This window comes from Mycobacterium sp. IDR2000157661 (assembly GCF_022317005.1).
Taxonomy (GTDB): domain Bacteria; phylum Actinomycetota; class Actinomycetes; order Mycobacteriales; family Mycobacteriaceae; genus Mycobacterium.
Genome location: NZ_CP081006.1, coordinates 4239934 through 4264522, shown reverse-complemented (window position 1 = coordinate 4264522; position 24589 = coordinate 4239934). Strand labels below are relative to the sequence as shown.

Annotated in this window: 22 protein-coding genes; 11 read left to right on the top strand and 11 right to left on the bottom strand. The window is 68.5% G+C overall.

Annotated features, from left to right (window positions below):
- Nucleotides 1-20: 20 nt before the first annotated feature.
- On the top strand, nt 21-3584 hold the full coding sequence (dnaE, locus tag K3G64_RS21840) for a DNA polymerase III subunit alpha (protein WP_370647014.1): 3564 nt from the start codon (nt 21-23) through the stop codon (nt 3582-3584).
- On the opposite strand, the gene K3G64_RS21835 is transcribed toward dnaE, so the two are convergent.
- Together K3G64_RS21835 and K3G64_RS21830 are read right to left on the bottom strand one after the other, a co-directional pair.
- Nucleotides 3547-4347, bottom strand: a complete 801-nt coding sequence (locus K3G64_RS21835; protein ID WP_238887178.1) for a DUF6498-containing protein — start codon at nt 4345-4347, stop codon at nt 3547-3549. The two genes, dnaE and K3G64_RS21835, sit on opposite strands and share 38 nt — an antisense overlap.
- Before the next feature lie 10 nt (nt 4348-4357).
- Nucleotides 4358-5086: a hypothetical protein gene (locus tag K3G64_RS21830; RefSeq protein ID WP_370647013.1), complete on the bottom strand. Its 729-nt coding sequence runs from the start codon at nt 5084-5086 to the stop codon at nt 4358-4360.
- On the opposite strand from K3G64_RS21830, the gene K3G64_RS21825 reads away from it, so the two are divergent.
- Nucleotides 5072-5476: an SRPBCC family protein gene (locus K3G64_RS21825; protein WP_238887176.1), complete on the top strand. Its 405-nt coding sequence runs from the start codon at nt 5072-5074 to the stop codon at nt 5474-5476. The genes K3G64_RS21830 and K3G64_RS21825 overlap by 15 nt on opposite strands.
- 88 nt (nt 5477-5564) lie before the next feature.
- Here K3G64_RS21825 and K3G64_RS25725 read toward each other — a convergent pair whose 3' ends face one another.
- Nucleotides 5565-5702, bottom strand: coding sequence for a hypothetical protein (locus K3G64_RS25725; protein WP_370647012.1), 138 nt, complete (start codon nt 5700-5702; stop codon nt 5565-5567).
- An 87-nt stretch (nt 5703-5789) separates the two neighbouring features.
- Here K3G64_RS25725 and K3G64_RS21815 point away from each other — a divergent pair, with 87 nt between their 5' ends.
- Nucleotides 5790-6227 carry a nitroreductase family deazaflavin-dependent oxidoreductase gene (locus K3G64_RS21815; RefSeq protein WP_238887175.1) on the top strand — a complete coding sequence of 146 codons (438 nt, stop codon included), beginning with the start codon at nt 5790-5792 and terminating at the stop codon, nt 6225-6227.
- A 29-nt stretch (nt 6228-6256) separates the two neighbouring features.
- On the top strand, nt 6257-7540 hold the full coding sequence (gene ilvA, locus K3G64_RS21810) for a threonine ammonia-lyase (protein ID WP_238887174.1): 1284 nt from the start codon (nt 6257-6259) through the stop codon (nt 7538-7540).
- Here the strand turns inward: ilvA and treZ are convergent.
- Genes treZ through K3G64_RS21790 form a run of 4 tightly spaced genes read right to left on the bottom strand, consistent with a single transcriptional unit; the run spans nt 7537 to nt 15888 of the window.
- Entirely contained in the window at nt 7537-9261 is a 1725-nt protein-coding gene (treZ, locus tag K3G64_RS21805; protein WP_238887173.1) for a malto-oligosyltrehalose trehalohydrolase, read from the bottom strand. The two genes, ilvA and treZ, sit on opposite strands and share 4 nt — an antisense overlap.
- On the bottom strand, nt 9254-11563 hold the full coding sequence (gene treY, locus K3G64_RS21800) for a malto-oligosyltrehalose synthase (protein WP_238887172.1): 2310 nt from the start codon (nt 11561-11563) through the stop codon (nt 9254-9256). The genes treZ and treY overlap by 8 nt, the downstream gene beginning before the upstream one ends.
- Before the next feature lie 3 nt (nt 11564-11566).
- Nucleotides 11567-13714 carry a glycogen debranching protein GlgX gene (gene glgX / locus K3G64_RS21795; RefSeq protein ID WP_238887171.1) on the bottom strand — a complete coding sequence of 716 codons (2148 nt, stop codon included), beginning with the start codon at nt 13712-13714 and terminating at the stop codon, nt 11567-11569.
- Nucleotides 13714-15888, bottom strand: coding sequence for an acyltransferase family protein (locus K3G64_RS21790; protein WP_238887170.1), 2175 nt, complete (start codon nt 15886-15888; stop codon nt 13714-13716). The genes glgX and K3G64_RS21790 overlap by 1 nt, the downstream gene beginning before the upstream one ends.
- Nucleotides 15889-15911: 23 nt before the next feature.
- Between K3G64_RS21790 and K3G64_RS21785 the strand changes: the two genes are divergently transcribed.
- The 4 genes from K3G64_RS21785 to K3G64_RS21770 all read left to right on the top strand — a co-directional run bounded on the left by K3G64_RS21785 (nt 15912) and on the right by K3G64_RS21770 (nt 19646).
- Nucleotides 15912-17213: an adenosylmethionine--8-amino-7-oxononanoate transaminase gene (locus K3G64_RS21785; RefSeq protein ID WP_238887169.1), complete on the top strand. Its 1302-nt coding sequence runs from the start codon at nt 15912-15914 to the stop codon at nt 17211-17213.
- A 101-nt stretch (nt 17214-17314) separates the two neighbouring features.
- A complete protein-coding gene (locus K3G64_RS21780) occupies nt 17315-18463 on the top strand; it encodes an 8-amino-7-oxononanoate synthase (protein WP_238887168.1) in 1149 nt (382 codons plus the stop codon).
- Nucleotides 18460-19122 carry a dethiobiotin synthase gene (gene bioD, locus K3G64_RS21775; RefSeq protein ID WP_238887167.1) on the top strand — a complete coding sequence of 221 codons (663 nt, stop codon included), beginning with the start codon at nt 18460-18462 and terminating at the stop codon, nt 19120-19122. The genes K3G64_RS21780 and bioD overlap by 4 nt, the downstream gene beginning before the upstream one ends.
- Nucleotides 19123-19124: 2 nt before the next feature.
- On the top strand, nt 19125-19646 hold the full coding sequence (locus K3G64_RS21770; protein WP_238887166.1) for a 2'-5' RNA ligase family protein: 522 nt from the start codon (nt 19125-19127) through the stop codon (nt 19644-19646).
- Here the strand turns inward: K3G64_RS21770 and K3G64_RS21765 are convergent.
- The gene (locus tag K3G64_RS21765; RefSeq protein ID WP_370647011.1) at nt 19643-19975 is read right to left on the bottom strand and encodes an MmcQ/YjbR family DNA-binding protein; all 333 of its coding nucleotides are present in this window, start codon (nt 19973-19975) and stop codon (nt 19643-19645) included. The two genes, K3G64_RS21770 and K3G64_RS21765, sit on opposite strands and share 4 nt — an antisense overlap.
- Before the next feature lie 36 nt (nt 19976-20011).
- Nucleotides 20012-20593 (bottom strand): TetR family transcriptional regulator, encoded by a 582-nt coding sequence (locus K3G64_RS21760; protein WP_238887165.1) that lies wholly within the window; start codon nt 20591-20593, stop codon nt 20012-20014.
- Nucleotides 20594-20690: 97 nt separating this feature from the next.
- Between K3G64_RS21760 and bioB the strand changes: the two genes are divergently transcribed.
- Genes bioB through K3G64_RS21745 form a run of 3 tightly spaced genes read left to right on the top strand, consistent with a single transcriptional unit; the run spans nt 20691 to nt 22516 of the window.
- Complete coding sequence (gene bioB, locus K3G64_RS21755; RefSeq protein ID WP_238887164.1) at nt 20691-21686, top strand: biotin synthase BioB; 996 nt, start codon at nt 20691-20693, stop codon at nt 21684-21686.
- A 9-nt stretch (nt 21687-21695) separates the two neighbouring features.
- A complete protein-coding gene (bsaP, locus tag K3G64_RS21750) occupies nt 21696-21887 on the top strand; it encodes a biotin synthase auxiliary protein BsaP (RefSeq protein WP_238887163.1) in 192 nt (63 codons plus the stop codon).
- Nucleotides 21884-22516 (top strand): DUF2567 domain-containing protein, encoded by a 633-nt coding sequence (locus tag K3G64_RS21745; RefSeq protein ID WP_238887162.1) that lies wholly within the window; start codon nt 21884-21886, stop codon nt 22514-22516. Before bsaP ends, K3G64_RS21745 begins: the two co-directional genes overlap by 4 nt.
- On the opposite strand, the gene K3G64_RS21740 is transcribed toward K3G64_RS21745, so the two are convergent.
- Together K3G64_RS21740 and K3G64_RS21735 are read right to left on the bottom strand one after the other, a co-directional pair.
- A complete protein-coding gene (locus K3G64_RS21740) occupies nt 22482-23819 on the bottom strand; it encodes a lipase family protein (protein ID WP_238887161.1) in 1338 nt (445 codons plus the stop codon). The genes K3G64_RS21745 and K3G64_RS21740 overlap by 35 nt on opposite strands.
- Before the next feature lie 65 nt (nt 23820-23884).
- Complete coding sequence (locus tag K3G64_RS21735; RefSeq protein WP_238887160.1) at nt 23885-24589, bottom strand: NUDIX hydrolase; 705 nt, start codon at nt 24587-24589, stop codon at nt 23885-23887.

Here is a 24589-nt window from a genome sequence, read left to right as displayed (position 1 = left end):
GGTCCTAGACTGGCCACCCTATGAGCAGTTTGGATCCGCGGTCTTCGGGCTCGTTCGTGCACCTGCATAACCACACCGAGTACTCGATGCTGGACGGCGCCGCCAAGGTCAAGCCGATGCTGGCCGAGGCGCAGCGGCTCCAGATGCCTGCGATCGGCATGACCGACCACGGAAACATGTTCGGCGCCAGCGAGTTCTACAACGCCGCCACCGACGCCGGCATCAAGCCGATCATCGGTGTCGAGGCCTACATCGCTCCCGGCTCGCGGTTCGACACCAAGCGCATCCTCTGGGGCGATCCCAGCCAGAAGGGCGACGACGTCTCCGGCAGCGGCTCCTACACCCACATGACGATGGTGGCCGAGAACGCCACCGGGCTGCGCAACCTGTTCACGCTGTCGTCGCTGGCGTCGTTCGAGGGCCAGCTCGGCAAGTGGTCGCGCATGGACGCCGAGCTGATCGCCGAGCACGCCGAGGGCATCATCGCGACCACCGGCTGCCCGTCCGGAGAGGTGCAGACCCGGCTCCGGCTCGGTCAGTATGACGAGGCGGTGGCCGCGGCCGCGAAATGGCGGGAGATCTTCGGGCCGGAGAACTTCTTCCTCGAACTGATGGATCACGGGCTCGACATCGAGCGCCGGGTACGCGATGGACTGCTCGACATCGGGCAGAGGCTCGGCATCCCGCCGCTGGCAACCAACGACTGCCACTACGTCACCCGCGACGCGGCCCACAACCATGAGGCGCTGTTGTGCGTGCAGACGGGTAAGACCCTGTCGGATCCGAACCGGTTCAAGTTCGACGGCGACGGCTACTTCCTCAAGTCGGCCGCCGAGATGCGTGCCCTCTGGGACGACGCCGTGCCGGGCGCGTGCGACTCGACGCTGCTGATCGCCGAGCGCGTGAGCTCCTACGAGGACGTCTGGGCCATGCGCGACCGGATGCCGGTCTTTCCCGTCCCCGACGGTCACGACCAAGCGTCGTGGCTGCGGCACGAAGTCGACGCGGGACTGGCCAAACGCTTCCCGGGCGGGGTGCCGCAGTCCTATGTCGACCGCGCCGCCTACGAGATCGACGTGATCTGCGCCAAGGGTTACCCGTCGTACTTCCTGATCGTGGCCGACCTGGTCAGCTACGCGCGCTCGGTCGACATCCGCGTCGGGCCGGGCCGCGGATCGGCGGCCGGTTCGCTGGTGGCATACGCGTTGCGCATCACCGACATCGACCCGATCGAGCACGGTCTGCTGTTCGAACGCTTCCTCAACCCCGAGCGCGCGTCGATGCCCGACATCGACATCGACTTCGACGACCGCAGGCGCGGCGAGATGGTGCGCTACGCGGCCGACAAATGGGGTCACGACCGCGTCGCCCAGGTCATCACGTTCGGCACCATCAAGACCAAGGCCGCGCTGAAGGACTCGGCCCGCATCCATTACGGCCAGCCCGGCTTCGCGATCGCCGACCGGATCGCCAAGGCGCTGCCGCCGCCGATCATGGCCAAGGACATCCCGCTGTCGGGCATCACCGACCCCGAGCACGAGCGGTACAAGGAAGCCGCCGAGGTCCGCGGTCTGATCGACACCGACCCCGATGTGCGCACCATCTACGAGACGGCCCGCGGCCTGGAGGGGCTGATCCGCAACGCCGGCGTGCACGCCTGCGCGGTGATCATGAGCAGTGAGCCGCTGACTCAGGCGATTCCACTGTGGAAGCGGCCGCAGGACGGCGCGATCATCACCGGCTGGGACTATCCGTCGTGTGAGGCCATCGGCCTGCTGAAGATGGATTTCCTTGGCCTGCGCAACCTGACGATCATCGGCGACGCGCTGGAGAACATCAAGGCCAACCGGGGCATCGAACTCGACCTCGAATCGGTTCCGCTCGACGACGCGGCCACCTACGACCTGTTGGGCCGCGGCGACACCCTGGGGGTGTTCCAGCTCGACGGCGGGCCGATGCGCGATCTGCTGCGGCGAATGCAGCCCACCGAGTTCGGCGACGTGGTGGCAGTCATCGCCCTGTACCGGCCGGGACCCATGGGCATGAACGCCCACAACGACTACGCCGACCGCAAGAACAGCCGGCAGGCCATCAAGCCCATCCATCCCGAACTCGAGGAGCCGCTGCGCGACATTCTCGCCGAGACCTACGGGCTGATCGTCTACCAAGAGCAGATCATGCGCATCGCGCAGAAGGTGGCCAGTTACTCGCTCGCCCGAGCAGACATTCTGCGAAAGGCCATGGGCAAGAAGAAGCGCGAGGTGCTCGACAAGGAGTACGAGGGCTTCTCGGAGGGCATGAGGAACAACGGGTTCTCCGCAGGCGCCATCAAGGCGCTCTGGGACACCGTGCTGCCGTTCGCCGACTACGCGTTCAACAAGTCGCACGCGGCCGGCTACGGGCTGGTGTCGTACTGGACGGCGTACCTGAAGGCGAACTATCCGGCCGAGTACATGGCCGGTCTGCTCACCTCGGTGGGCGACGACAAGTACAAGGCCGCGGTGTACCTGGCCGACTGCCGGCGGCTCGGCATCACGGTGCTGCCGCCGGATGTCAACGAGTCGGAGCTGAACTTCGCCTCCGTCGGTGAGGACATCCGTTACGGGCTGGGCGCGGTCCGCAACGTCGGCGCCAATGTCGTTGCCTCGCTGATCAACACGCGCACCGAGAAGGGCAAGTACGTCGACTTCTCGGACTACCTGAACAAGATCGACATCGGCGCCTGCAACAAGAAGGTCACCGAGTCACTGATCAAGGCGGGAGCCTTCGACTCGCTCGGCCACCCGCGCAAGGGTTTGTTCTTGGTGCACACCGACGCCGTGGACTCGGTGCTGGGCACCAAAAAGGCGGAGGCGATGGGTCAGTTCGACCTGTTCGGCGGCGCCGGCGGGTCGGGTACCGATTCGATGGACACGGTGTTCACCATCAAGGTGCCCGGCGAGGAATGGGACGACAAGCACAGACTCGCGCTCGAGCGCGAGATGCTGGGCCTCTATGTCTCGGGGCATCCGCTCAACGGCATCGCCCATCTGCTGGCGAACCAGGTTGACACCGCGATCCCAGCCATCCTCGACGGTGACGTCGCCAACGACACCCAGGTGCGCGTCGGCGGCATTCTGGCGTCGGTGAACCGCCGGGTCAACAAGAACGGGCTGCCTTGGGCCTCAGCGCAGTTGGAGGACCTCACCGGCGGCATCGAGGTGCTGTTCTTCCCGCAGACGTATTCGACGTTCGGTGGTGAGATCGCCGACGACGCGGTCGTCCTGGTCGGCGCCAAGGTGGCGATCCGCGACGACCGAATCTCGCTCATCGCCAACGACCTTGTGGCGCCGGACTTCTCCAACGCACAACTGGACCGTCCACTGGCGGTCAGCTTGCCGACGCGCCAGTGCACCGTCGACAAGGTGAGCGCACTCAAGCAGGTACTGGCCCGCCATCCCGGCACGTCACAGGTTCACCTACGGCTGATCAGCGGGGAACGCATCACCACACTGGAACTCGACGTGTCGCTGCGCGTGACCCCGTCGTCGGCGTTGATGGGTGATCTCAAGGAACTGCTGGGTCCGGGCTGTCTGGGCGGTTGACCCACGGCTCCTCGTTGCGGACGCGCCGTTCGGCTTCCTCGGCGCGTTCGGCGACCCAGTAGTCCTCGAACCGCTCGCCGGGATGGGCGTTGGGCAGCCGGTTCATCAGGCCGCTGAGCCACCGTGGCGCGGTGACCGGATCGTACTGCGGAAGCATCGAGCCGACCGCATAGAGCGTCTTGAGCGCGACGAACACGCCGAACAGCGCCGACGGCGCACCGGTGACGGCGACGCCGAACATGCCGAAGATCAGCGTGAGGTGCACGACGATCACCCGCCCGAGACCGCGGTTGGCGGCCTGCTCGACGCGCCAGAACGACCAGTGGCGCAACCGAATCAGATCCACCGCCAGATCCACGACAAGGAAGGCGAGCATCCACCCGCATCCGATCAGGACGCTGCGCCAGTCCACTCGTGCGATGAGGTCACCGCGGTGGTCGAGCAGTCCGAGGATGGCGGCGAGGAAGACGGCGTGCGCCGCGCTGAACGCGAGACCCACGACGAGGAACCCCTTGACGAACGAACCCGGTCGGGCACGACGGTCGGAGTTCGGCGCCAGATACCGGAAGTGCCCGCGGCGCGGGCTCAGACGTCGGTGGGCCAGGATGCGCGTTGCTATGAACAGACATGCCGCCACGTTCTCGATCCAATAGACGATCAGCGTGGTGCCCGCCGACCAGCTCCCGACGAACCACCCCGCCGCGGGAACGGCGTTGACACCGAGCAGCGTCAGCAGGTGGACGATCCGGGCCACGCCCGTCATCGTCGCACGGTCAACCCAACACGTTCACGGCTCTTGCGATGACGAGCCCGGCGGTCGAGAGTGCCACCATCGCCTGCACCGTCATCATCATCTTCGCCCAGCGCGCCAGGGGCATGGTGTCGGTTGGCGAAAAAGCCATCACGTTCGTCACGCTGAGGTACAGGTAATCCAGGAAGGTCGGGCGCCAATCGGGTTTGGCCACATCGGGATTCGCCATCTGGGGAAAAAGGAAGTCAGGATAGGGCCGCTCGCCGGCGCGGCGCGCGAACGGACCGCCCCGGTCCAGATCCCAGTACCAGATACCGAACACGATGACGTTGGTGACGATGATCGACGCACCGCTGCCCAACAAGATCGCGGCGTCGTTGCTCTGACGACCGGTCAGAATGCCGATGTCCAGCAGAATCGCCGAGAAGGTGTTGTCCGCGGTGATCGCGGCCAGCAGCAGCCAGGTCGCGCACCGGCCGAACCACGTTCGCCGCGTCATCACGACCGGGTTCAGGGTCAGCAGCGCCAACAGCAGCAGTCCCTCGAGCACCAGCAGCGGCCAGCGGGGGACCAGCGTGTAGCTGTGGGGTATCGCGACCTGCAACGCCATCGCGGCCGACACCGCGATGAGGACCGGGAAGGTGCTCTCCGGCTCACCGCGCCGCAGCCAGGACGGGACGTGGCGCTGCTCGGGTGGGGAGTTCATCAGGTAAGTGTGATGGCCCACCATGGACTCATGGAGTCGCGACACGTCAGCGTATGGGTCGACGCGCGCCCCGAAGCCGTCTACGAGTTCGCCGCCGATCCGCACACCTGGCCGCGGTGGGCCGCGGGGCTGGCTGAAGGTGGGCTACGGCAGACACCGGACGGATGGGTGGCCGACTCCCCGATGGGTGAGGTGACGGTCGAATTCGCACCGCCCAACCAGTTCGGGGTCCTCGACCACATCGTGCGACTGCCGTCCGGCGAGGCCGTCTACAACCCGATGCGAGTGGTGCCCGGTGGCTCGCCGGGAAGCAGCGGCTGCGAGGTGGTCTTCGCGGTGCGACGCAGACCCGGCATGAGCGACGAGCAGTTCGAAGCGGACGTCGCGGCGGTAACCGCCGATCTGGCCACCCTGCGGCGCCTGATCGCGGGCTAGCGGCAGGCCGCGCAGTAGGCGCCGAACGCGATCCAGGCGACGGTGCCCGCGGCGGCGCCACCCAGCACGGCGGGCGCCGCACTCATCGTCACCACGCCGACGCGACCGCCACTACGGCACCCAGGATCAGCGCGATCACCTTGTACGCCGGCCACGGCACGCCGGCCACGGAGACGTCGCACGCCAACCTGCTGGCGGCGGTGCGGACTTGCCCGGCGGTGGTCATGCCACGACGATAGCTCGCAATTGAAATTTCGGCCACCCGAAACACCGGATCCGGCGAGTTCGATACCGACCGGTCTAGGCTGGTCACATGCCACTTTCCGGAGAATATGTGCCGAGCCCGTGGGACTGGGTGCGCGAGCACGCCGACAAGATCATCGAGACGGGCAGCACCGACGGCGTCGACATGAAGGGCAAACCGCTCATCCTGTTGACCACGATCGGGGCCCAGACCGGCAAGGTCCGTAAGACCCCGCTGATGCGGGTGGAACACGCCGGTCAGTACGCGGTGGTCGCCTCGCTGGGCGGCGCCCCGAAGAACCCCGTCTGGTACCACAACGTCAAGGCGCACCCGCGGGTGGAGTTGCAGGACGGCGAGGTCAACCGCGAGTACGAGGCGCGGGAGGTGTTCGGCGAGGAGAAAGCGGTCTGGTGGGAGCGCGCCGTGGCGGCCTGGCCCGACTACGCCGAGTATCAGACCAAGACCGATCGTGCGATACCGGTGTTCGTGCTCACCCCGATTACGTAGAAACTGCAGGTTGGTGGCACCATTGACCGGTGTCCGCTGAACTGAGTCAGAGTCCTCGAATGTCGGCGCCGCTGCACGCCGCCGACATCGATGAGGCTGCTCGGCGAATTTCGGCAGTGGTGCTGCGTAGCCCGCTGCAGATCAGCGAACGCCTGTCCGAGGCCACCGGAGCGACGGTGTACCTCAAGCGCGAGGACCTGCAGGCCGTGCGGTCCTACAAGTTGCGTGGCGCCCACAACCTGCTGATGCAGTTGTCGGCGGATGAACTCGAGGCCGGTGTGGTGTGCTCATCGGCGGGCAACCACGCGCAGGGATTCGCGATGGCGTGTCGGTCCATGGGTGTGCGGGGCCGGGTTTACGTGCCGGCCAAGACGCCGAAGCAGAAGCGGGACCGCATCCGTTACCACGGCCGCGAGCACATCGAGTTGATCGTCGGCGGCAAGACCTACGACGAGGCCGCGGCCGCCGCGCTGCAGGACGTCGCCCGCACCGGCGCGACGCTCGTGCCGCCCTACGACGACCTGCGCACGATCGCCGGTCAGGGGACGATCGCCGCCGAGATCCTCGACCAGCTCGACGATGAGCCGGATATGGTGATCGTCCCGGTCGGCGGGGGCGGCTGCATCGCAGGCATCACCACCTACCTGGCCGAGCGGACGGCGGGCACCTCGGTGCTCGGTGTCGAGCCGGCCGGCGCGGCCGCGATGATGGCCGCGCTGGCCGCCGGCGAGCCGGTGACTCTGGACCACGTCGACCAGTTCGTCGACGGTGCCGCGGTGAGCCGGGCCGGCACACTGACGTACGCGGCGCTGGCCGCGGCCGGCGACATGGTGTCGATCACCACGGTCGACGAGGGCGCGGTGTGCACGGCGATGCTCGACCTCTATCAGAACGAGGGCATCATCGCCGAGCCTGCCGGCGCGCTGTCGGTCGCGGCGCTGCTGGAAGCCGGCGTCGAGCCGGGTTCGACGGTGGTGTGCGTGATCTCCGGTGGCAACAACGACGTCTCGCGCTACGGCGAGGTCCTCGAGCGCTCGTTGGTGCACCTCGGCCTCAAGCACTACTTCCTCGTCGACTTCCCGCAGGAGCCCGGGGCGCTGCGCCGGTTCCTGGACCAGGTGCTGGGCCCCAACGACGACATCACGCTGTTCGAGTACGTCAAGCGCAACAACCGCGATACCGGCGAGGCCCTCGTCGGTATCGAGCTGGGCTCGGCCGCCGACTTCGAGGGTCTGACCGAACGGATGAAGACCTCCGAGATCCACGTCGAGAAGCTGGAGCCCGGCTCACCGGCTTACCGCTACCTGCTCTAGCTGCCGCGCAGGATCGCGAAGGAATGGCCCTCTAGTCGCACGCGGTCCGCATCGGCTGCAGGCTCACCCCATGCCAGCACCACCTCACCGCCGACCGGGACCGTGACGGCCGCATCTGCAAGGTTGCACGCGATCGACAGCGATCCGCGGTGCATGACGATCCAGCCCTCCTCTTCGTCGTAGTCGACGCCGAGGTGGTCCAGCCACGGATCAGCGAGATCGGATTCGTTGTGCCGCAGCCCGATCAGCTCCCGATACACCCGCCGCAGCCGGGCGTGGTCGCCGTCGTCGACCTCATCCCACTTGAGCTTGCTGCGCAGGAAGGTTTCGGGGTCCTGCGGGTCGGGGATCTCGTCGGCGTCCCACCCGTGCTCGGCGAACTCACGCTTGCGCCCCTCCGCTGTGGCCCGCGCGAGTTCCGGCTCGGGATGCGAGCTGAAGAACTGGAACGGCGACGACGATCCCCACTCTTCACCCATGAAAAGCATCGCCGTGTACGGCGATCCGAGCGCAAGTGCGGCCTTGACCGCCAGCTGGCCGAAGGTCAGGTTCTGGGACGGCCGGTCACCGACGGCGCGATTGCCCACCTGGTCGTGGGTGAGCGTGTAGGCCAGCAGGCGGGTGGCTGGAATGGCGGAGGTGTCCAGCGGTCGGCCATGACGGCGGTGCCGGAACGACGAGTAGGTGCCGGCGTGGAAGTAGCCGTGCCGAAGGGTGGTGGCCAGAGCCTCGATGGTGCCGAAGTCGCCGTAGTAGCCCTGCCGTTCGCCCGACACCGCGGAGTGGATGGCGTGGTGGATGTCGTCGTCCCACTGCGCTGTCATGCCGAGGCCGCCCTGATCTCGCGGCGTGATGAGCCGTGGGTCGTTGAGGTCGCTCTCGGCGATCAGCGACAGTGGCCGGCCCAATCGCTCTGCCAGAGCGTCGGTTTCGGCGGACAGTTCCTCGAGAATGTGGATGGCCGTGGTGTCGACCAGCGCGTGCACCGCGTCCAGCCGCAGCCCGTCGGCGTGGAAGTCCCGCATCCACCGCAGCGCGCAGTCGATGATGTAGCGGCGCACCTCGTCGGCCTCGGCGTCGGCGATGTTGATCGACTCGCCCCACGGGTTACTGCCCGTGGACAGATAAGGTCCGAAGCGCGGCAGGTAGTTGCCCGACGGGCCGAGGTGGTTGAACACCGCGTCGATCAGCACCCCGAGGCCGCGCCGATGGCAGGCGTCGATGAGCCGGATGAGCGCATCGGGACCGCCGTAGGGCTCGTGCACGGCGTACCAGAGCACGCCGTCATAGCCCCAGCCGTGAGTGCCGCCGAACGCGTTCACCGGCATCAGCTCGACGAAGTCGACACCGAGATCTACCAGGTAGCCCAGCTTGTCGATGGCGGCGTCGAAGGTGCCGTCGGCGGTGAACGTCCCGACATGCAACTCGTAGATCACCGATCCCTCGATCGACCGGCCGGGCCAGTCGGCGTCGTTCCAGGCCTCGGGTGCGGGCCGCCACATCTGGGAGCGGCCGTGCACGCCGCCGGGCTGACGGGCGGAGCGGGGGTCGGGCAGCACGGTCGGGTCGTCGTCGAGCACGAAGCCGTAGCGGGCGTCGGCGGGCGCCTCGACCTCAGCGCGCCACCAGCCGTCGTCGGCTCTCGACATGTCGTGCAGGGTGCCCTCGACGTCGAGCCGCACCTGCCGCGGCCGCGGCGCCCATACCGAGAATTCAGCCATCGACTCGCTCCAGCAGCGCTACCGGCAGTTCGGTGAACAACTCGGCGGCCAGCACCTGGCCGCTGTGCCGGACGCCGCTGATACGGTCCTGCCACACTCCGGCGGGCAACTCCAGAGATGTGTCACCCCAACCGGTTTCGGACAACCGCACGGCGTGCCGGGTGGCGGCGGTCAACACGTCGTCGCCGCGCAGGAACGCGACCACGTGCTCGGCGCCGGAACCGTCGGCGAGCACTGGCCGGTAGCCACCGTCGGTGAAGCTCGACGGCAGGTCGCGGCGCATTCGGAGGGCGGCGTTGACCACCCGCATCTTCGGGTGGCGCAACGCGGTGAGGGCTTCGCGCCGGGTCGCGTAGTCGACCGGTCTGCGGTTGTCCGGGTCGACGAGGCTGTCCTCCCACAACTCAGTGCCCTGGTAGACGTCGGGCACGCCGGGCACCGTGAGCGACAGCAGTGTCTGGCCCAGGGCGTCGCTACGCGCGTACAGGTCGATCCGCGCCACCAGCGAAGTCATCTCCGCGGCGACCGGGCCGTCGAGGACCGTGTTCAGCCAGCTGTGCACGCCTGACTCGAACCGGTCGTCGGGGGCGTTCCAGGTGGTGTGGACGCCGGCCTCGCGAATCGCCTTCTCGGCGTAGGCATGCAGGCGGCGACGCAACTCGTCGGTGACTTCACCGTCGACCGGCCACACGCCGAAGATGTTCTGCAGCAAGAACAGTCCGGTGCCTGCGTCGGGCGGTGGGGCGGCCAGCATCCACTTGCCCACGAGCTCCGCCCACAGCGACGGCACCTGCGACAGCACGCCGATGCGGGCGCGCACGTCCTCGCCACGCTTGGTGTCGTGGGTGGACAGCGACACCATGGCGTGCGGCCACAGCCGGGCGCGCACGGCGGCCCGCTGGTGGAACTCGGCGACGCTGACACCGAAATGACCCGGCTCCGATCCGACCTCGTTGAGCGACACGAGCCGCGCGTCGCGGTAGAACAGGCAGTCCTCCATGGACTTGGCGGTCCCGGCGCCGCACAGCTGCTGCAGCCGCACCCCGGTCTGGGTGCTCACCGCCAGGGCGGCGGCGGCGACGGCCAGCGGAGCCGCCAACTCCGGCTCCTCCGAACAGGTTTCGGCGAAGGCCCGCGGCAGCACACCGACCAACGAGCGGTAGTCGGAGCGGTAGACCTCGATGTGGCTGAGCAGGGCCGCCACGGAATCGGACAGCTGCGGATGGTCGTTGCCGGTGGCCGCGACCATGGTGCGCCGCAGCCGGGCGAGCTCGCTGCGCAGCGTATCGGTGACCGCGTCCGCCTTGAGCCGCCGCGCCAGCGCGGGCATCTCGCGGTACGCCGGGCCGCTGGATTCGAACAGGTCGGTCAGCGCCTTCTCGCCCGCTGGATCGAGGAAGACGCCGCCGATTTCGCGCATCGCGTCGTAACCGGTGGTGCCGTCGACAAGCAGGCTCGGTTCCAACGGTTCGTCGGCGGCGAGGATCTTCTCGATGACGATCCAGGCGTTCGGCCCGGTGAGCTCGCGCAACCAGGTCAGGTAGCCGGCCGGATTGGACAGCCCGTCGGGATGGTCGATGCGGACCCCGTCGACCAGACCCTCGGCGAACCAGCGCCTGACCTGGGCATGGGTGGCGTCGAACACCGCGCGGTCCTCCTGGCGCAACCCGGCCAGCGAGGTGATCGAGAAGAAGCGGCGGTATCCGCACACGCCGGACAGATTCGCCGTCGGTTCGCCCGGCCCGGCGCGCCAGGCGACGAGCCGGTAGTGCTGGCGATCGTGAACCTGGGCTCCGGTGCCGTCACCGGTGCCGGGCGCGATCGGGTAGACAAGGTCCCCGAGGCGCAGCACGTCACCGTCGACGACGAGCTCGTTCACGTCGTCGGCGGAGCCGAGCACCGGCAGCACCACGCGGCCGTGGTCGAGGTCCCAGTCGATGTCGAAGAAGGTCGCGTAGGCCGAGTCCCGGCCGTGGGTGAGCACGTCCCACCACCACGGATTCTCCTGCGGTTTCTCCACTCCCACGTGGTTGGGAACGATATCGACAATCAGACCGAGGCCCTTGTCACGCGCGGCCCGCGACAATCGCGCGAAGCCGTCCGGCCCGCCGAGCGCGGCCGACACAGTGGTGGGATCGGTCACGTCGTAGCCGTGGGTGGAGCCCTTCGACGCGGTGAGGATGGGGGAGAGGTACAGGTGCGAGATGCCCAGCGCGGCGAGGTAGTCCAGCAGATTCTCGGCGTCGGCGAACGTGAAGCAGTCCCCGCGCATCTGCAGCCGGTAGGTCGACAGGACGGACATGCGCTACGCGGTCTTGCGCATCACGAGCAGCGAGCGGGCCTGCAACGAGATCTTGTCGCCCGCCTTGACCACCAGGTCGGTGGCGCCGGTGTCGTCGGAGGTGTCCAGCGCCGCCGTCCACTCCGTGGCGTAGCCGCCCGCCGGAGTGAAGAAGTCCTGGGAGTGGTCATCGGCGTTGAAACACAACAGGAACGAGTCGTCGACGACCCGTTCGCCGCGCTCGTTGGGCGCCGGGATGGCCTCGCCGTTGAGGAACACCGCGACGCACTTGCCGAGCCCGCTGCCCCAGTCCTCGGGCGTCATCTCCTCACCGGCAGGGGTCAGCCACGCGATGTCGCGCGCCTCGCCGCGGGCGCGGATCGGTGTGCCCTGAAAGAAGCGTCGCCTGCGGAACACCGGGTGGTCCTTGCGCAGCCCGGCGACCTTCCTGGTGAACTCCAGCAGGTCGGCGTTCTTCTCGCACAGCGACCAGTCCATCCACGAGACCTCGGAGTCCTGGCAGTAGACGTTGTTGTTGCCGAGCTGGGTGCGGCCGATCTCGTCGCCGTGCGAGATCATCGGCGTGCCCTGCGAGACCATCAGGGTCCCCATGATGTTGCGCATCTGCTTGGCGCGCAACGCCGATATGTCCGGGTCGTCGGTCGGGCCCTCGACCCCGCAGTTCCACGACCGGTTGTGGCTCTCGCCGTCGCGGTTGTCCTCGCCGTTGGCCTCGTTGTGCTTCTCGTTGTAGGACACCAGGTCGTTGAGCGTGAAGCCGTCATGGCAGGTGACGAAGTTGATGCTTGCGCTTGGCCGCCGCCCGGTGGCCTCGTAGAGGTCGGAGGAACCGGTCAGCCGCGAAGCGAACTCGCCAAGGGTTGCGGGCTCGCCCCGCCAGTAATCTCGCACAGTGTCGCGATATTTCCCGTTCCACTCGGTCCACAAACCTGGGAAGTTGCCGACCTGATAGCCGCCCTCGCCCACATCCCACGGCTCGGCGATCAGCTTGACCTGACTGATCACCGGGTCCTGCTGGACCAGGTCGAAGAACGCCGAGAGCCGGTCCACCTCGTAGAACTCGCGGGCCAGCGACGAGGCCAGGTCGAAGCGGAACCCGTCGACGTGCATCTCCATCACCCAGTAGCGCAGCGAGTCCATGATCAGCTGCAGCGTGTGGGGATGCCTCGGGTTCAGGCTGTTGCCGGTGCCCGTGAAGTCCTTGTACAGCCGCAGGTCCCCGTCGAGCAGTCGGTAGTAGGCGGCATTGTCGATGCCGCGGAAGTTCAGCGTCGGACCGAGGTGGCTGCCCTCTGCGGTGTGGTTGTAGACCACGTCGAGGATGACCTCGATGCCCGCCTCGTGGAAGGACCGGACCATGGTCTTGAACTCAGCGACCGCGCCGCCGGCGTGCTTGGATGCGGCGTACTCGTAGTGCGGTGCGAAGAAGCCGAAAGTGTTGTAGCCCCAGTAATTCCGCAGCCCCAGGTCGAGCAGCCGGTGGTCGTGCAGGAACTGGTGCACCGGCATCAGCTCGATCGCTGTCACGTTGATCGCCTTGAGGTGCTCGATGATCACGGGGTGACAGAGCCCGGCGTAGGTGCCGCGCAACTCCTCAGGCACGCCCGAGTGGGTCTGTGTCATGCCCTTGACGTGCGCTTCGTAGATCACCGTCTCGTGATAGGGAATGCGCGGCGCGCGGTCCGACGCCCACTGGAAGAACGGGTTGATGACCACGCTGGTCATCGTGTGACCCAGCGAGTCGATGCGCGGCGGGGTGCCGCCGGAGGCGAGGTCGTCGGCCTCCAGGTCGTAGGAGAACAGGGCCTGGGAGAAGTCGAACCGGCCGTGGAACGACTTGCCGTACGGGTCGAGCAGCAACTTGCTCGGGTCACACCGGTGCCCGGCCGCGGGGTCCCACGGGCCGTGCACGCGGAAGCCGTAGCGCTGACCGGGCGTGACCGTCGGCAGGTAGCAGTGCCACACGTAGCCGTCGACCTCGTCGAGGTTGACTCGTTCCTCGCGGCCGTCCTTGCCGATCAGGCACAGCTCCACGCGGTCGGCCACCTCGGAGAACAGCGAGAAGTTCGTGCCCGCACCGTCGTAGGTGGCGCCGAGCGGGTAGGCCGTTCCCGGCCAGACGGTGGGTACCGGCGCGGGCTCGGAGGTCATCAGGCGGCCCACCAGCCGGTGGCCGCGGCGATCTGACGGCCGAGTTCGTTCGTCATCGTGCGCATGTAGGTCGTCGAGATGTGATGAGCATCGTGATACAGCAACACATTTCCCTCCACTGCCCGGCAGATGTCCTCACGGCACACCGCGTCGCTCAGGTCGAGGGGTTTCAGCAGCGGGAACCGCGCGACGTAGTCGAGGGTGGGGTTGCGCCGCGACAGCACGTCGCTCCGCTTCACCCCGCAGGAGATCGCGTTGCCGCCGTTGGCCAGGCAGTCGGCGGGGAAGTACGGTTTGCCGTTGCGCACCAGCCAGGGGGTGTCCCGCATCGCCAACACGGGAATATTGTTGGCGGACAGGGTCTTCCAGATGCCGACGTAGGTGCCCGGCATGACGTCGCCGGGCTTGATGTTCCACGGCCGCGTCGCGGTGGTGAACACGTAGTCCGGCCGGTCGGCGATGAGTTTGGGCATCACCTTCTGGTTCCACTGGCGGCACTTCGGGTAAGGCCGGTTGTCGCCCATCACCAGCGGCCGTTCCTCGGTGGTCAGCGGGCAACCCATCTTCAGGTAGGTGACGACCTTGAAGCCGTGCGCACGGCCCAGAAGGTCCAGTGCGGTGATCCAGTGCTCGGCGTGCGAACCGCCGGCCAGCGCGATGGTGCGCGTGGCAGTTGGATCCCCGTAGGTGCAGTTGATGACGTCGACGTTGTCGAAGTCGCTGATGCAGCCGTCCTCGGTGGTCTGCGGCAGGTCGTTCTTGGCCTCCAGCACGGTCGGGCGCATCGGCAGCTTGGGCACCCGCGCGTCGGTCAACAGCGCCTGGGCGCCGGGGTAGTCGCGCGTCGAGAGCCCCGACAGCTCTTCGCCGTTCGCGCGTTCGACGACGATGTGTTCGCGCCAGGTGAACGATGTGGCGGTCAGCGCCACACCCAGCAGCGCGACCACCGAACCGAGCACCAAAGTGGGGCGGCGCAGCCGGACCCGCAGCGGGACCGTGACCGTTGGGGCGGCCGACGCCCGGTAGCGCAACGGGTTCTCCACGTACCTGGTGGTGAGCCAGGCCAGCACCGCCGACACCAGGAGCACCGCGGCGCCCTCGACGAAGTCGGCGCGCGTGTGCCCGGTGTAGGACAGCCAGAAGATCAGCAACGGCCAGTGCCACAGGTACAGCGCGTAGGCCATCGCGCCCAGTGACACGAACGGCGCCGTCGCCAGCAGTCGGTTGGGCAGCGGCATCCGACCACCGGTGTGCGGGTCGGCGACCCGGTTGGCCGCCGAGAGGATGAACAGGATGGTGGCGCCCACCGGAACCAGCGCCCACGGGCCGGGGAACTCGTTGACACCGTCGATCAGGAAGCCGCACGCCAGGATTGCGGCCAGCGCGAGCACCGACGCCGTAGTGCGCAACCACATCGGCCACCGCAGATGCGGCACCAGGGCGCCGACCAGCGCGCCGAGCAGCAGTTCCCAGGCGCGCGCGAAGCTGTTGTAGTACGCGGTGGCCTGGTCGGCGTTGTGCGCGATGATCGCGTACCCGAACGACGCGACGGTCAGCGCGCTCAGCAGAACGACGAACGCCACGCGCATGTGCTTGCCCAGCACCCTGCGGAACACCAGTGCGAACAGGAATATCAGCGCCAGGAACGACAGGTAGAACTGTCCCTGCACCGACATCGACCAGATGTGCTGCAGCGGGCTCACCGCTTCACCGGCACGCAAATAGTCCGACGCGGTGTTGGCCAGCTCCCAGTTCTGGAAATAGCCGAGGCTCGCCAGGCTCTGGTCGGCGAACGTCTCCCAGCGCGTCTGGGGCTGAATCAGGATGGTCAACACCCCGGCGACTGCCAGCACGACCACTAGCGCGGGCAGCAGCCGGCGGACCAGGCGGGTGAGCTCCGGGACCGGCCACAGCGACGCCTCGGGCGTCATCGCGGTCCGCAGCAGCCGTCCGCCGAAGAAGAAGCCGGACAGGACCAGGAAGACGTCGACACCCCCGGACACCCGGCCGAACCAGACGTGGAACACGGCGACCAGCGCGATGGCGACACCGCGCAGACCGTCGAGGTCGTGTCGGTAGGACGCCGAGGTGCGCGCGGCCGGGCCTTTCGTCGCGCGCGGCGGCGGGCCCGGGTGCGAGGGGGGCGCCGGCCGGGGAGGGGCGAGGGTCATCATGGTCGACGGATAATCTACCGAAGGTGCCAGCCTTGACGCCTGCCGAGATCAGCGCGATCGATGCCGCCCACGTCTGGCATCCCTACAGCACGATCGGCGCCGAGGCGCAACCGCCGATGGTGGCGCTGGCCGCGCACGGAGCGTGGCTCACGCTGCACCACGAGGGCAACGAGATTCAGGCACTCGATGCGATGGCGTCGTGGTGGACCGCCATCCACGGTCACGGCCACCCGGTACTGGACGCGGCGATCACCCGACAGCTGGGCACCATGAACCACGTCATGTTCGGCGGGCTGACGCATGAACCCGCGGCGCGGCTCGCGCAACTGCTTGTCGAGATCACCCCCGAGGGCCTGGAGACCGTGTTCTTCAGCGATTCGGGCTCGGTGTCGATCGAGGTCGCCGTGAAGATGGCGCTGCAGTACTGGCGCAGCCTTGGCCGCGGGCACAAGCACCGGTTGATGACGTGGCGCGGTGGCTACCATGGCGACACGTTCACACCGATGAGCGTGTGCGACCCCGACGGCGGCATGCACGAGCTGTGGACCGGTGAGAATTCGGTGCTCGCGGCTCAGGTGTTCGCGCCGCAGGTGCCCGCCGGCTACGACCCGGCCTACATGGCGGGGTTCGAGGAGCAGCTGGCGTCGCATGCCGGCGAGTTGGCCGCGGTGATCGTCGAACCCGTCGTGCAGGGCGCGGGCGGCATGCGGTTTCACGACCCGCGCTACCTGACCGATCTGCGCGCGGTGTGCAGCCGCCACGAGGTGCTGCTGATCTTCGACGAGATCGCCACCGGATTCGGCCGCACCGGCGAGCTGTTCGCCGCCGACCATGCGGCGGTGGTCCCCGACATCATGTGCGTGGGCAAGGCGCTGACCGGCGGTTACCTCACGCTGGCCGCGACGCTGTGCACCCGCGAGATCGCCAGCACGATCAGCTCCCACGAGCCCGGGGCGCTCATGCACGGCCCGACGTTCATGGCCAACGCGCTGGCGTGCGCAGTCGGCGTGGCCTCGGTGGAGACGCTGCTCGAGGGCGACTGGCGATCGAGGGTTCGACGGATCGGGACGGGCCTGTCGGAGGGGCTGGCGCCGGCGGCCGAGCTGGCCGGGGTGGCCGACGTGCGGGTGCTCGGCGCGATCGGCGTGATCGAGATGAAGGAGCCGGTGGACCTGCGTGTCGCGACCCCGTCGGCGGTGCGGCGCGGCGTCTGGCTGCGGCCGTTCCGCAACCTCGTCTACGCGATGCCGCCCTACATCTGCACACCGGACGAGATCGCCCAGATCACCTCGGCGATGGTTGCGGTTGCGCGTGCCTTAACCTGAACGGTGTTCAATTGTCGGCTCGCCGACGTGTTCAATTTGTCGGCTCGCCGACGTGTTCAATTGTCGGCTCGCCGACGTGTTCCATCCCCGGAGGCAACCGAGTGACGCGAACCGACCTGTCGCCACTGGCCTGGCTCGGCGACGTCGAGCGGCAGCGGCGTGCCGCGGGCCTGCGCCGGTCGCTGCGGGCCCGCCCTCCCGTCGGAGCCGACCTCGACCTCGCGTCCAACGACTACCTCGGCCTGTCACAGCACCCAGCGGTGATCGAGGGTGGCGTCGCGGCGCTACGCACGTGGGGCGCAGGCTCCACCGGCTCGCGGCTGGTCACCGGCAACACCGAGCTGCACGAAGCGTTCGAAGGCGCGCTGGCGGACTTCGTCGGCGCCGAAGCCGGCCTCCTCTTCTCCTCCGGCTACACCGCGAACCTCGGCGCCGTCGTCTCGCTGTCGGGCGCCGGCTCGCTGCTGGTGTCCGATGCGCTGACACACGCCTCGCTGGTCGACGCCTGCCGCCTGTCGCGCGGCCGTGTGGTGGTGACCCGGCACCGGGACATTGCGGCCGTGGCCGACGCGCTCGCCGACCGCGACGAGGAGCGCGCCGTCGTGCTGACCGACTCGGTGTTCTCCGCCGACGGCGACCTGGCTGCACTGCGCGCGCTGCACGACGTGTGCCGACGGCACGGCGCGTTGCTGGTGGTCGACGAAGCGCACGGGCTGGGCGTGCGCGGCGCAGGCGGACGCGGTCTGCTGCACGAGGTCGGCCTCGCCGGCGCGCCCGACATCGTGATGACCGCGACGTTGTCCAAGGCACTGGGCAGTCAGGGCGGTGTGGTGCTGGGTCCGGCGGCGGTGCGCGCCCACTTGATCGACGCCGCGCGACCATTCATCTTCGATACCGGACTGGCGCCCGCGGCGGTCGGTGCGGCCCAGGCGGCGCTCAATGTGCTGATCGCCGAACCGTGGCGCGCGCAAGCGGTGCTGGACCACGCGGCCGAGCTGGCCGCCATCTGCTCGGTGCCCGAGCGGCCGGATTCGGCGGTGGTGTCGGTGGTCCTTGGCGAACCGGAGGTGGCGCTGAGTGCGGCGGTGGCGTGTCTGGACCGCGGCGTACGCGTCGGATGCTTCCGCCCGCCGACCGTGCCCGCGGGCACCTCGCGGCTGCGACTGACCGCGCGAGCGTCGCTCACCGACGACGAGATGCGGCTGGCGCGCCAGGTTCTCACCGACGTGCTGGCCACCGCCCGCCGGTGAGCACGCTCGTGGTCACCGGCACGGATACGGACGTCGGGAAGACGGTGGCCACCGCCGCGCTGGCCTGCCGTGCGCGGCTGCTGGGCATCGACGTCGCGGTGTGCAAGCCCGTGCAGACCGGCAGCCCGCGCGACGACGACCTCGCCGACGTCGGCCGGCTCGCCGGGGTGGCTCGACTGAGCGGACGGTGGCGCTATCCCGAGCCGTTGGCGCCGCGGGCCGCTGCGCAGCGCGCGGGCATGGCGCTGCCCACGCGCGCCGAGCTGGTCGGATCGGTATGCGAGGTCGATGCGGACTTGACTCTGGTCGAGGGTGCGGGCGGGCTGCTGGCGGAGATCGGCGACGGGGTGACGTTGCGCGACGTCGCCGGCGATCTCGGCGCACCGGTGCTGATCGTCGTACATTCCAGGCTGGGTACGCTCAACCACACCGCGCTGACGCTCGAAGCGCTTGCGGCGCATGGTGTTTCATGTGCCGGCCTGGTGATCGGATCGTGGCCTCGCGAACCGGGTGTCGCCGAAGAGGGCAACCGCGAGGCGCTGGCCGGGATGGCGCCGATCCGTGCGGTACTGCCCGCCGGGGCAGGAGTGCTGAGTGCCGCGGAGTTCGAGGCGATGAGCGCATCGGCGGTCGACACCGACTGGCTCGCGAGCCTGTAGAGATGGTGCATTCGGTCGAGTTGACCTTCGACGACGACACCGATTCTGCGGTGCGGCGGGTATGGGGCGACCTGATGGCGGCCGGAGTGCGCAGCCAGGCCGGGCACCGGTCGCCGAGCATTCGTCCCCACGTCACGCTGACGGTCGCCGAGCAGCTGGACGACGCGGTGCACGAGGCGTTGCGGCCGGTGCTCGACCGGCTGCCGATGACCTGCATCATCGGCGCGCCGATGCTGTTCGGCGGCCGGACTTTCACGCTGGTGCGTTCACTGGTGCCTTCGCGCGAGCTGATGGCCCTGCACGCGGAGGTGCACGACGCGTGCCGCCCGTACCTGCCGAACGGCACCCTGCCGCACTCCGATCCGGGGCAGTGGACGCCGCACGTCACCCTGGCGCGCCGCCTGCCGCCCGACCAGCTTCCGACGGCGCTGACGATCCGGTCGGTCGGCCGGGACCTGCCCGGCACGATCACCGGTCTGCGGCACTGGGACGGCGACCGTCGGATCGAGTACCCGATCGGCTAATCGATCTGCGCGGCAACGCTCTTCGGGACGCACATGCGCCACGCATCGAGGATCAGCTCCCGCAGCTCGTCGAGTTCGATCGCGTCGAGGCGGACCACCGCCCAGTTGTACTGCATCTCGGACGGCCTCGGCAGCATGAACTTTTGGGCTCGGCCGCCACCAGACCGGCTCGTTCCTCCCGGGGCAAGCCGAATCCCAGCACCGTCTCGTCCGGCGAGAAGGCGAGGAATACCAGCCGTCCGACCCGGAACGTCACGCGATCGCGCACCACCGTCGTAGGCCCTGGGCAGCGCCAGCGCGATACCGCGGACATCCTCGACGGTGATCATCGGGGGTGAGCCTATGCGCCGAGATTCGGCGACTCTCTAGCGCAGAGCCTCACGTTCGCCGACGGCGATACCGGCCACGAGGAGTCGCAGGCCGAACGCGAAACGTGCGCTGGGGTCCTCCGTCAACACCGACTGCTGTGCGGGCAGCGCTGCGCCCGCGGCATCCCACTGCAGCCGCGACTGCTCGTCGACGGTGAACCCGAGCACGTAGTAGACGACGGTGCGGGCGGCCAGTTCCGCCCGCTCGGGCGCAACGCCGGCGTCCGCCGCCGCGCTGGTGAGCGCGGCGAGAATGCCTGCCATCGCCGCGGACTGCCCCGCCGCGAAGCTCGCCGACACCAGCTCCGCCCCGTCGGTGTGCGACAGCAACGCGTCCCGAAGCCCCGAGCAGACCCCCGCGATGCGCTCCTGCCAATGGCCGCCGACGTCGTCCACCGGCTCGAGGATCCGGTCGGCGAGCGCCCCCAACAACTCTTGCTTGTTCGCGAAGTGCCAATACAGCGCGCCTGGGGAGACGTTGAGCTCGCGGGCCAACCGCCGCATCGTCAAGTCGGCGATGCCGTAGTCGTCCAGCAGCGCCGTCGCCGCCTCGACCACGTCGCGTTTGTGAAGCTGCACGCCCGTACCCTAACCTGAACGCTGTTCAATTGTCGGCTCGCCGACGTGTTCAATTGTCGGCTCGCCGACGTGTTCAAGTTGGAGGAGAGGGCCACGCGTGGGCGACATCTTGGGAGAGGCGCGGCAGCAGGTGCTGGAGCGTGGCGAAGGCCTGACCCAGGAGCAGACGCTGCAGGTGCTCCAGCTTTCCGACGACCGCCTCGACGCGCTGCTCGAGCTTGCTCACCAGGTGCGGATGAAGTGGTGCGGACCCGACGTCGAGGTCGAGGGCATCATCAGCCTCAAGACCGGCGGATGTCCCGAGGACTGCCATTTCTGTTCGCAGTCGGGGCTGTTCGCGTCCCCGGTGCGCAGCGCCTGGCTCGACATCCCGAGCCTGGTGGAGGCCGCCAAGCAGACGGCGAAGACCGGTGCGACGGAGTTCTGCATCGTCGCAGCCGTGCGCGGTCCCGACGAGCGGTTGCTGTCCCAGGTCGCCGCAGGCATCGAGGCCATTCGCGACGAGGTCGACATCCAGATCGCCTGCTCGCTCGGGATGCTCACCGAGGAGCAGGTCACGCGGCTCGCCGAGATGGGCGTGCACCGCTACAACCACAATCTGGAGACGGCTCGTTCGTTCTTCGCCAACGTCGTCACCACCCACACCTGGGAAGAGCGGTGGGACACATTGCAGATGGTTCGCGACGCCGGCATGGAGGTCTGCTGCGGCGGCATCCTGGGCATGGGGGAGACGCTGGAGCAGCGTGCGGAGTTCGCCGCCGACCTCGCCGAACTCGACCCGCACGAGGTGCCGCTGAACTTCCTGAACCCGCGGCCGGGGACCCCGTTCGGCGACCTGGACGTGCTGCCGGCTGCCGAGGCGCTCAAGGCCGTGGCCGCCTTCCGCCTGGCGCTGCCGCGCACCATGCTCCGATTCGCGGGCGGTCGTGAGATCACCCTCGGCGATCTGGGCGCCAAGCAGGGCATTCTCGGCGGCATCAACGCGGTCATCGTCGGCAACTACCTGACCACGCTGGGCCGGCCCGCCGAAGCCGACCTGGAACTGCTCGACGATCTGCAGATGCCCATCAAGGCGCTTAACGCGACCCTGTAGAAATCAGTCATGCCGTTCAACGTCTACACCGGCGAACCCGACGGCACGGCGGTGCCGGCCGCCGCCGGCCTCGGCCTGGAACCGCCACGCTTCTGCGCCGACTGTGGCCGCCGCATGGTCGTCCAGGTGCGTCCCGACGGGTGGACGGCCACCTGTTCGCGCCACGGGCACACCGACTCCAAGGATCTGGAGCTGCGATGAGCGACGTTCCGGCGCCGAGTATCTCGCGCAACCGCGCGGCAGGTGCGGTCATCGCGGCGCTGATCGTCGCCGGAACGGCGGTGGGCGCGCTGTGGGCGTGGCTGGCCCCGCCGGTGCACGGCGTCATCGCGCTCACCCGCGGCGGTGAGCGCGTCCGCGCCTACCTCGGCAACGAGGGCGACCACTTCTTCGTCGCCGCCTTCCTGCTCGTCGGCATGCTGTGCGCCCTGGCTGTGGTCGCGGCGGTGGCGGTCTGGCAGTGGCGCGCCCATCGCGGCCCGACGATGACGGCGGCACTGGCGGCGGGCTCTGCGCTCGGCGCGGCGGCGGCGGCCGGCGTCGGCGCGCTGCTGGTGCATCTGCACTACGGGACGATTGACGTCGCCGGGGCGCCCGTGTCGGAACAGGACCGCGTGCACTATGTCGTCGAGGCGCCACCGGTGTTCTTCGGTCACTCACCGCTACAGGCGGCGCTGACCGTGCTGTTTCCCGCCGCGGTCGCGACGCTGGTCTACTCGTTGAGCGCCGTGGCGACCGCGCGCGACGACCTGGGCGCGTGGCCGCCGGTGGACGAGCCGGTACTCGCCCGGCCCGTCACAGTGGAGAGCGCTCCACCTTCCGGCCCGTGACCACCTTGGCCGCGATCTTGACCAGCCGCGCCATGCCGACATAGGTCATCGGGTTGAGCAGCGTCGGCCACGTGGTGCGCACGAGATGCTCGGACAGCGGCTTGCCGTTGAACCGGTCGGTCAGCCAGCGCAATGCCATCGGTGATGACATCGGGTGCAGCAGCATGTGTTCGCTGAACAGATCGCGGTGGTAGGTCACCGAGGCGCCGCCCGAGCGGTAGATCTCGCTGAGCTCGTCGATGTCGTCCACCGAGACGATCTTGTCGTGCACCGCCTGCACCAGCAGTACCGGCGGCGTCGGCACCGCCGTGCCCAGCTTGATGCTGTCGAAGACGAGCTTGACCTCGGGCGAATCGAGTATCTCCTCGAGCGGCACGTCGACCAGCTTGCCCATGTCCATGCCGATATAGCGCAGGACGGCGTGCGCGGTGGTCATGTTCTCGATCCGCAGCAGCATCGCCTTGCCTGCATCGGTGGCGTGCGCCTGGATGACCCGGTCGAGGTCGGGATAGACGTGCGACAGGGCGGCCACCACCATCCCGGGCAGTCCGGAGTAGAAGCTGCCGTTGAGCCTGCGAAACGCGTTGCCCAGGTCGGCGACCGGCGAGCCCAGCACGGCCCCGACGATGTTGAGCTCGGGGGCGTACTGGCCGTGCATCTCGGCCGCCCACGCCGAAGCCAGCCCGCCACCGGAGTATCCCCACAGCCCGATCGGCGCGGACGCGTCCAGGCCCAGCCGCTGACAGCTGACCGCGGCACGCAGTCCGTCCAGGATGCGGTAGCCGGGCTCGTACGGGGTGCCCCAGATTCCCTGGAGCCCCTCGTGGTCGGGCACCGAGACCGCCCACCCCTCGGCAAGGGCGGCCGCGATGAGGAAGAACTCGAACTGGGCCAGCGCGCCGGGCGCGACCGCCCGGCGGCGCAGCGCGTACGACGGGAAGCATCGCGATGTCACCGCGTCGATGGCGCACTGGTACGAGATCACGGGTATGACAGCGCGGTTCGTCCGCTCGGCGGGCGCGATCACGGTGGTGACCGTCGCCTCGGGCGCGCCGTTCATGTCGGTGGTGCGGTACAGCAGTTGGGTGGCGGTGAACTTCTGCGGGACCAGACCCAGGAAGGCCACTTCGACGTCACGACTGCGCAGGACCGTGCCCGGCGCTGCGTGGTAGAAGTTCGCAGGCGGCTCGTAGAACGGATCGTCGGCGGGCAGTCGGGGGCGGGCGCCGCGGACCAGGTCCTCGTGGGGTACTTGGCCGATCCACTCGGCATCGGCGGCCGGTGCCACATTGCCCAAGTCCATCCGGTCATTCTTACTTAAGGAACCGTTAAGAATCCAATTTCGCACGTCGGACGTCGTGTCGCCCCTCAACCGGGCGGCCGCAGCGCCGCGAACTCGTCGGTCACCCGGTAACGCGCCTCGGTGAACCGGAACAGCGCCGCGGGTCGGCCGCCGCTGCGTCCCGAGCGCGCGGTGGTTCCGGTACGGGTGATCACCTTGCGCCGTTCCAACACCCGCTGCAGGTTGGTCGCGTCGACATGGTGCCCGAGCGCGGCGCTGTAGATGTCTCGCAACGTCGACAAAGCGAATTCGGTTGGCGCCAGGGCGAATCCGATGTTCGTATAGGAAAGTTTGGCGACCAGTCGGGTGCGTGCGTGCTCGACCATGGTGCCGTGGTCGAAGGCCATCGGCGGCAGGTCGCTGACGGGGTGCCAGCGCGTATCGGGCGGCAGCTCCGGGGTCGCGGGGGAGGGCACCAGCCCGAGGAATGTCGACGCGATGGTGCGGGTGGTGGGCACGCGGTCGGGATCGGAGAACACCGCGAGCTGCTCGAGGTGAGCAATCTCACGCAGATCCACTTTCTCGGCGAGCTGGCGCCTGACAGAGCTGGTCAGATCCTCATCGTCGCCCAGCCGGCCACCCGGCAGTGACCACTTGCCGCGCTCGGGATCCAGTGCGCGCTGCCATAACAGCACGTGAAGGGTGGGTTTCTGGAGTTCGCCCGCACGGTTACGGTCGCGGACCTGGAAGACAGCGGCGAGCACCTCGTGGGTGGTGCTACGATATGGCAT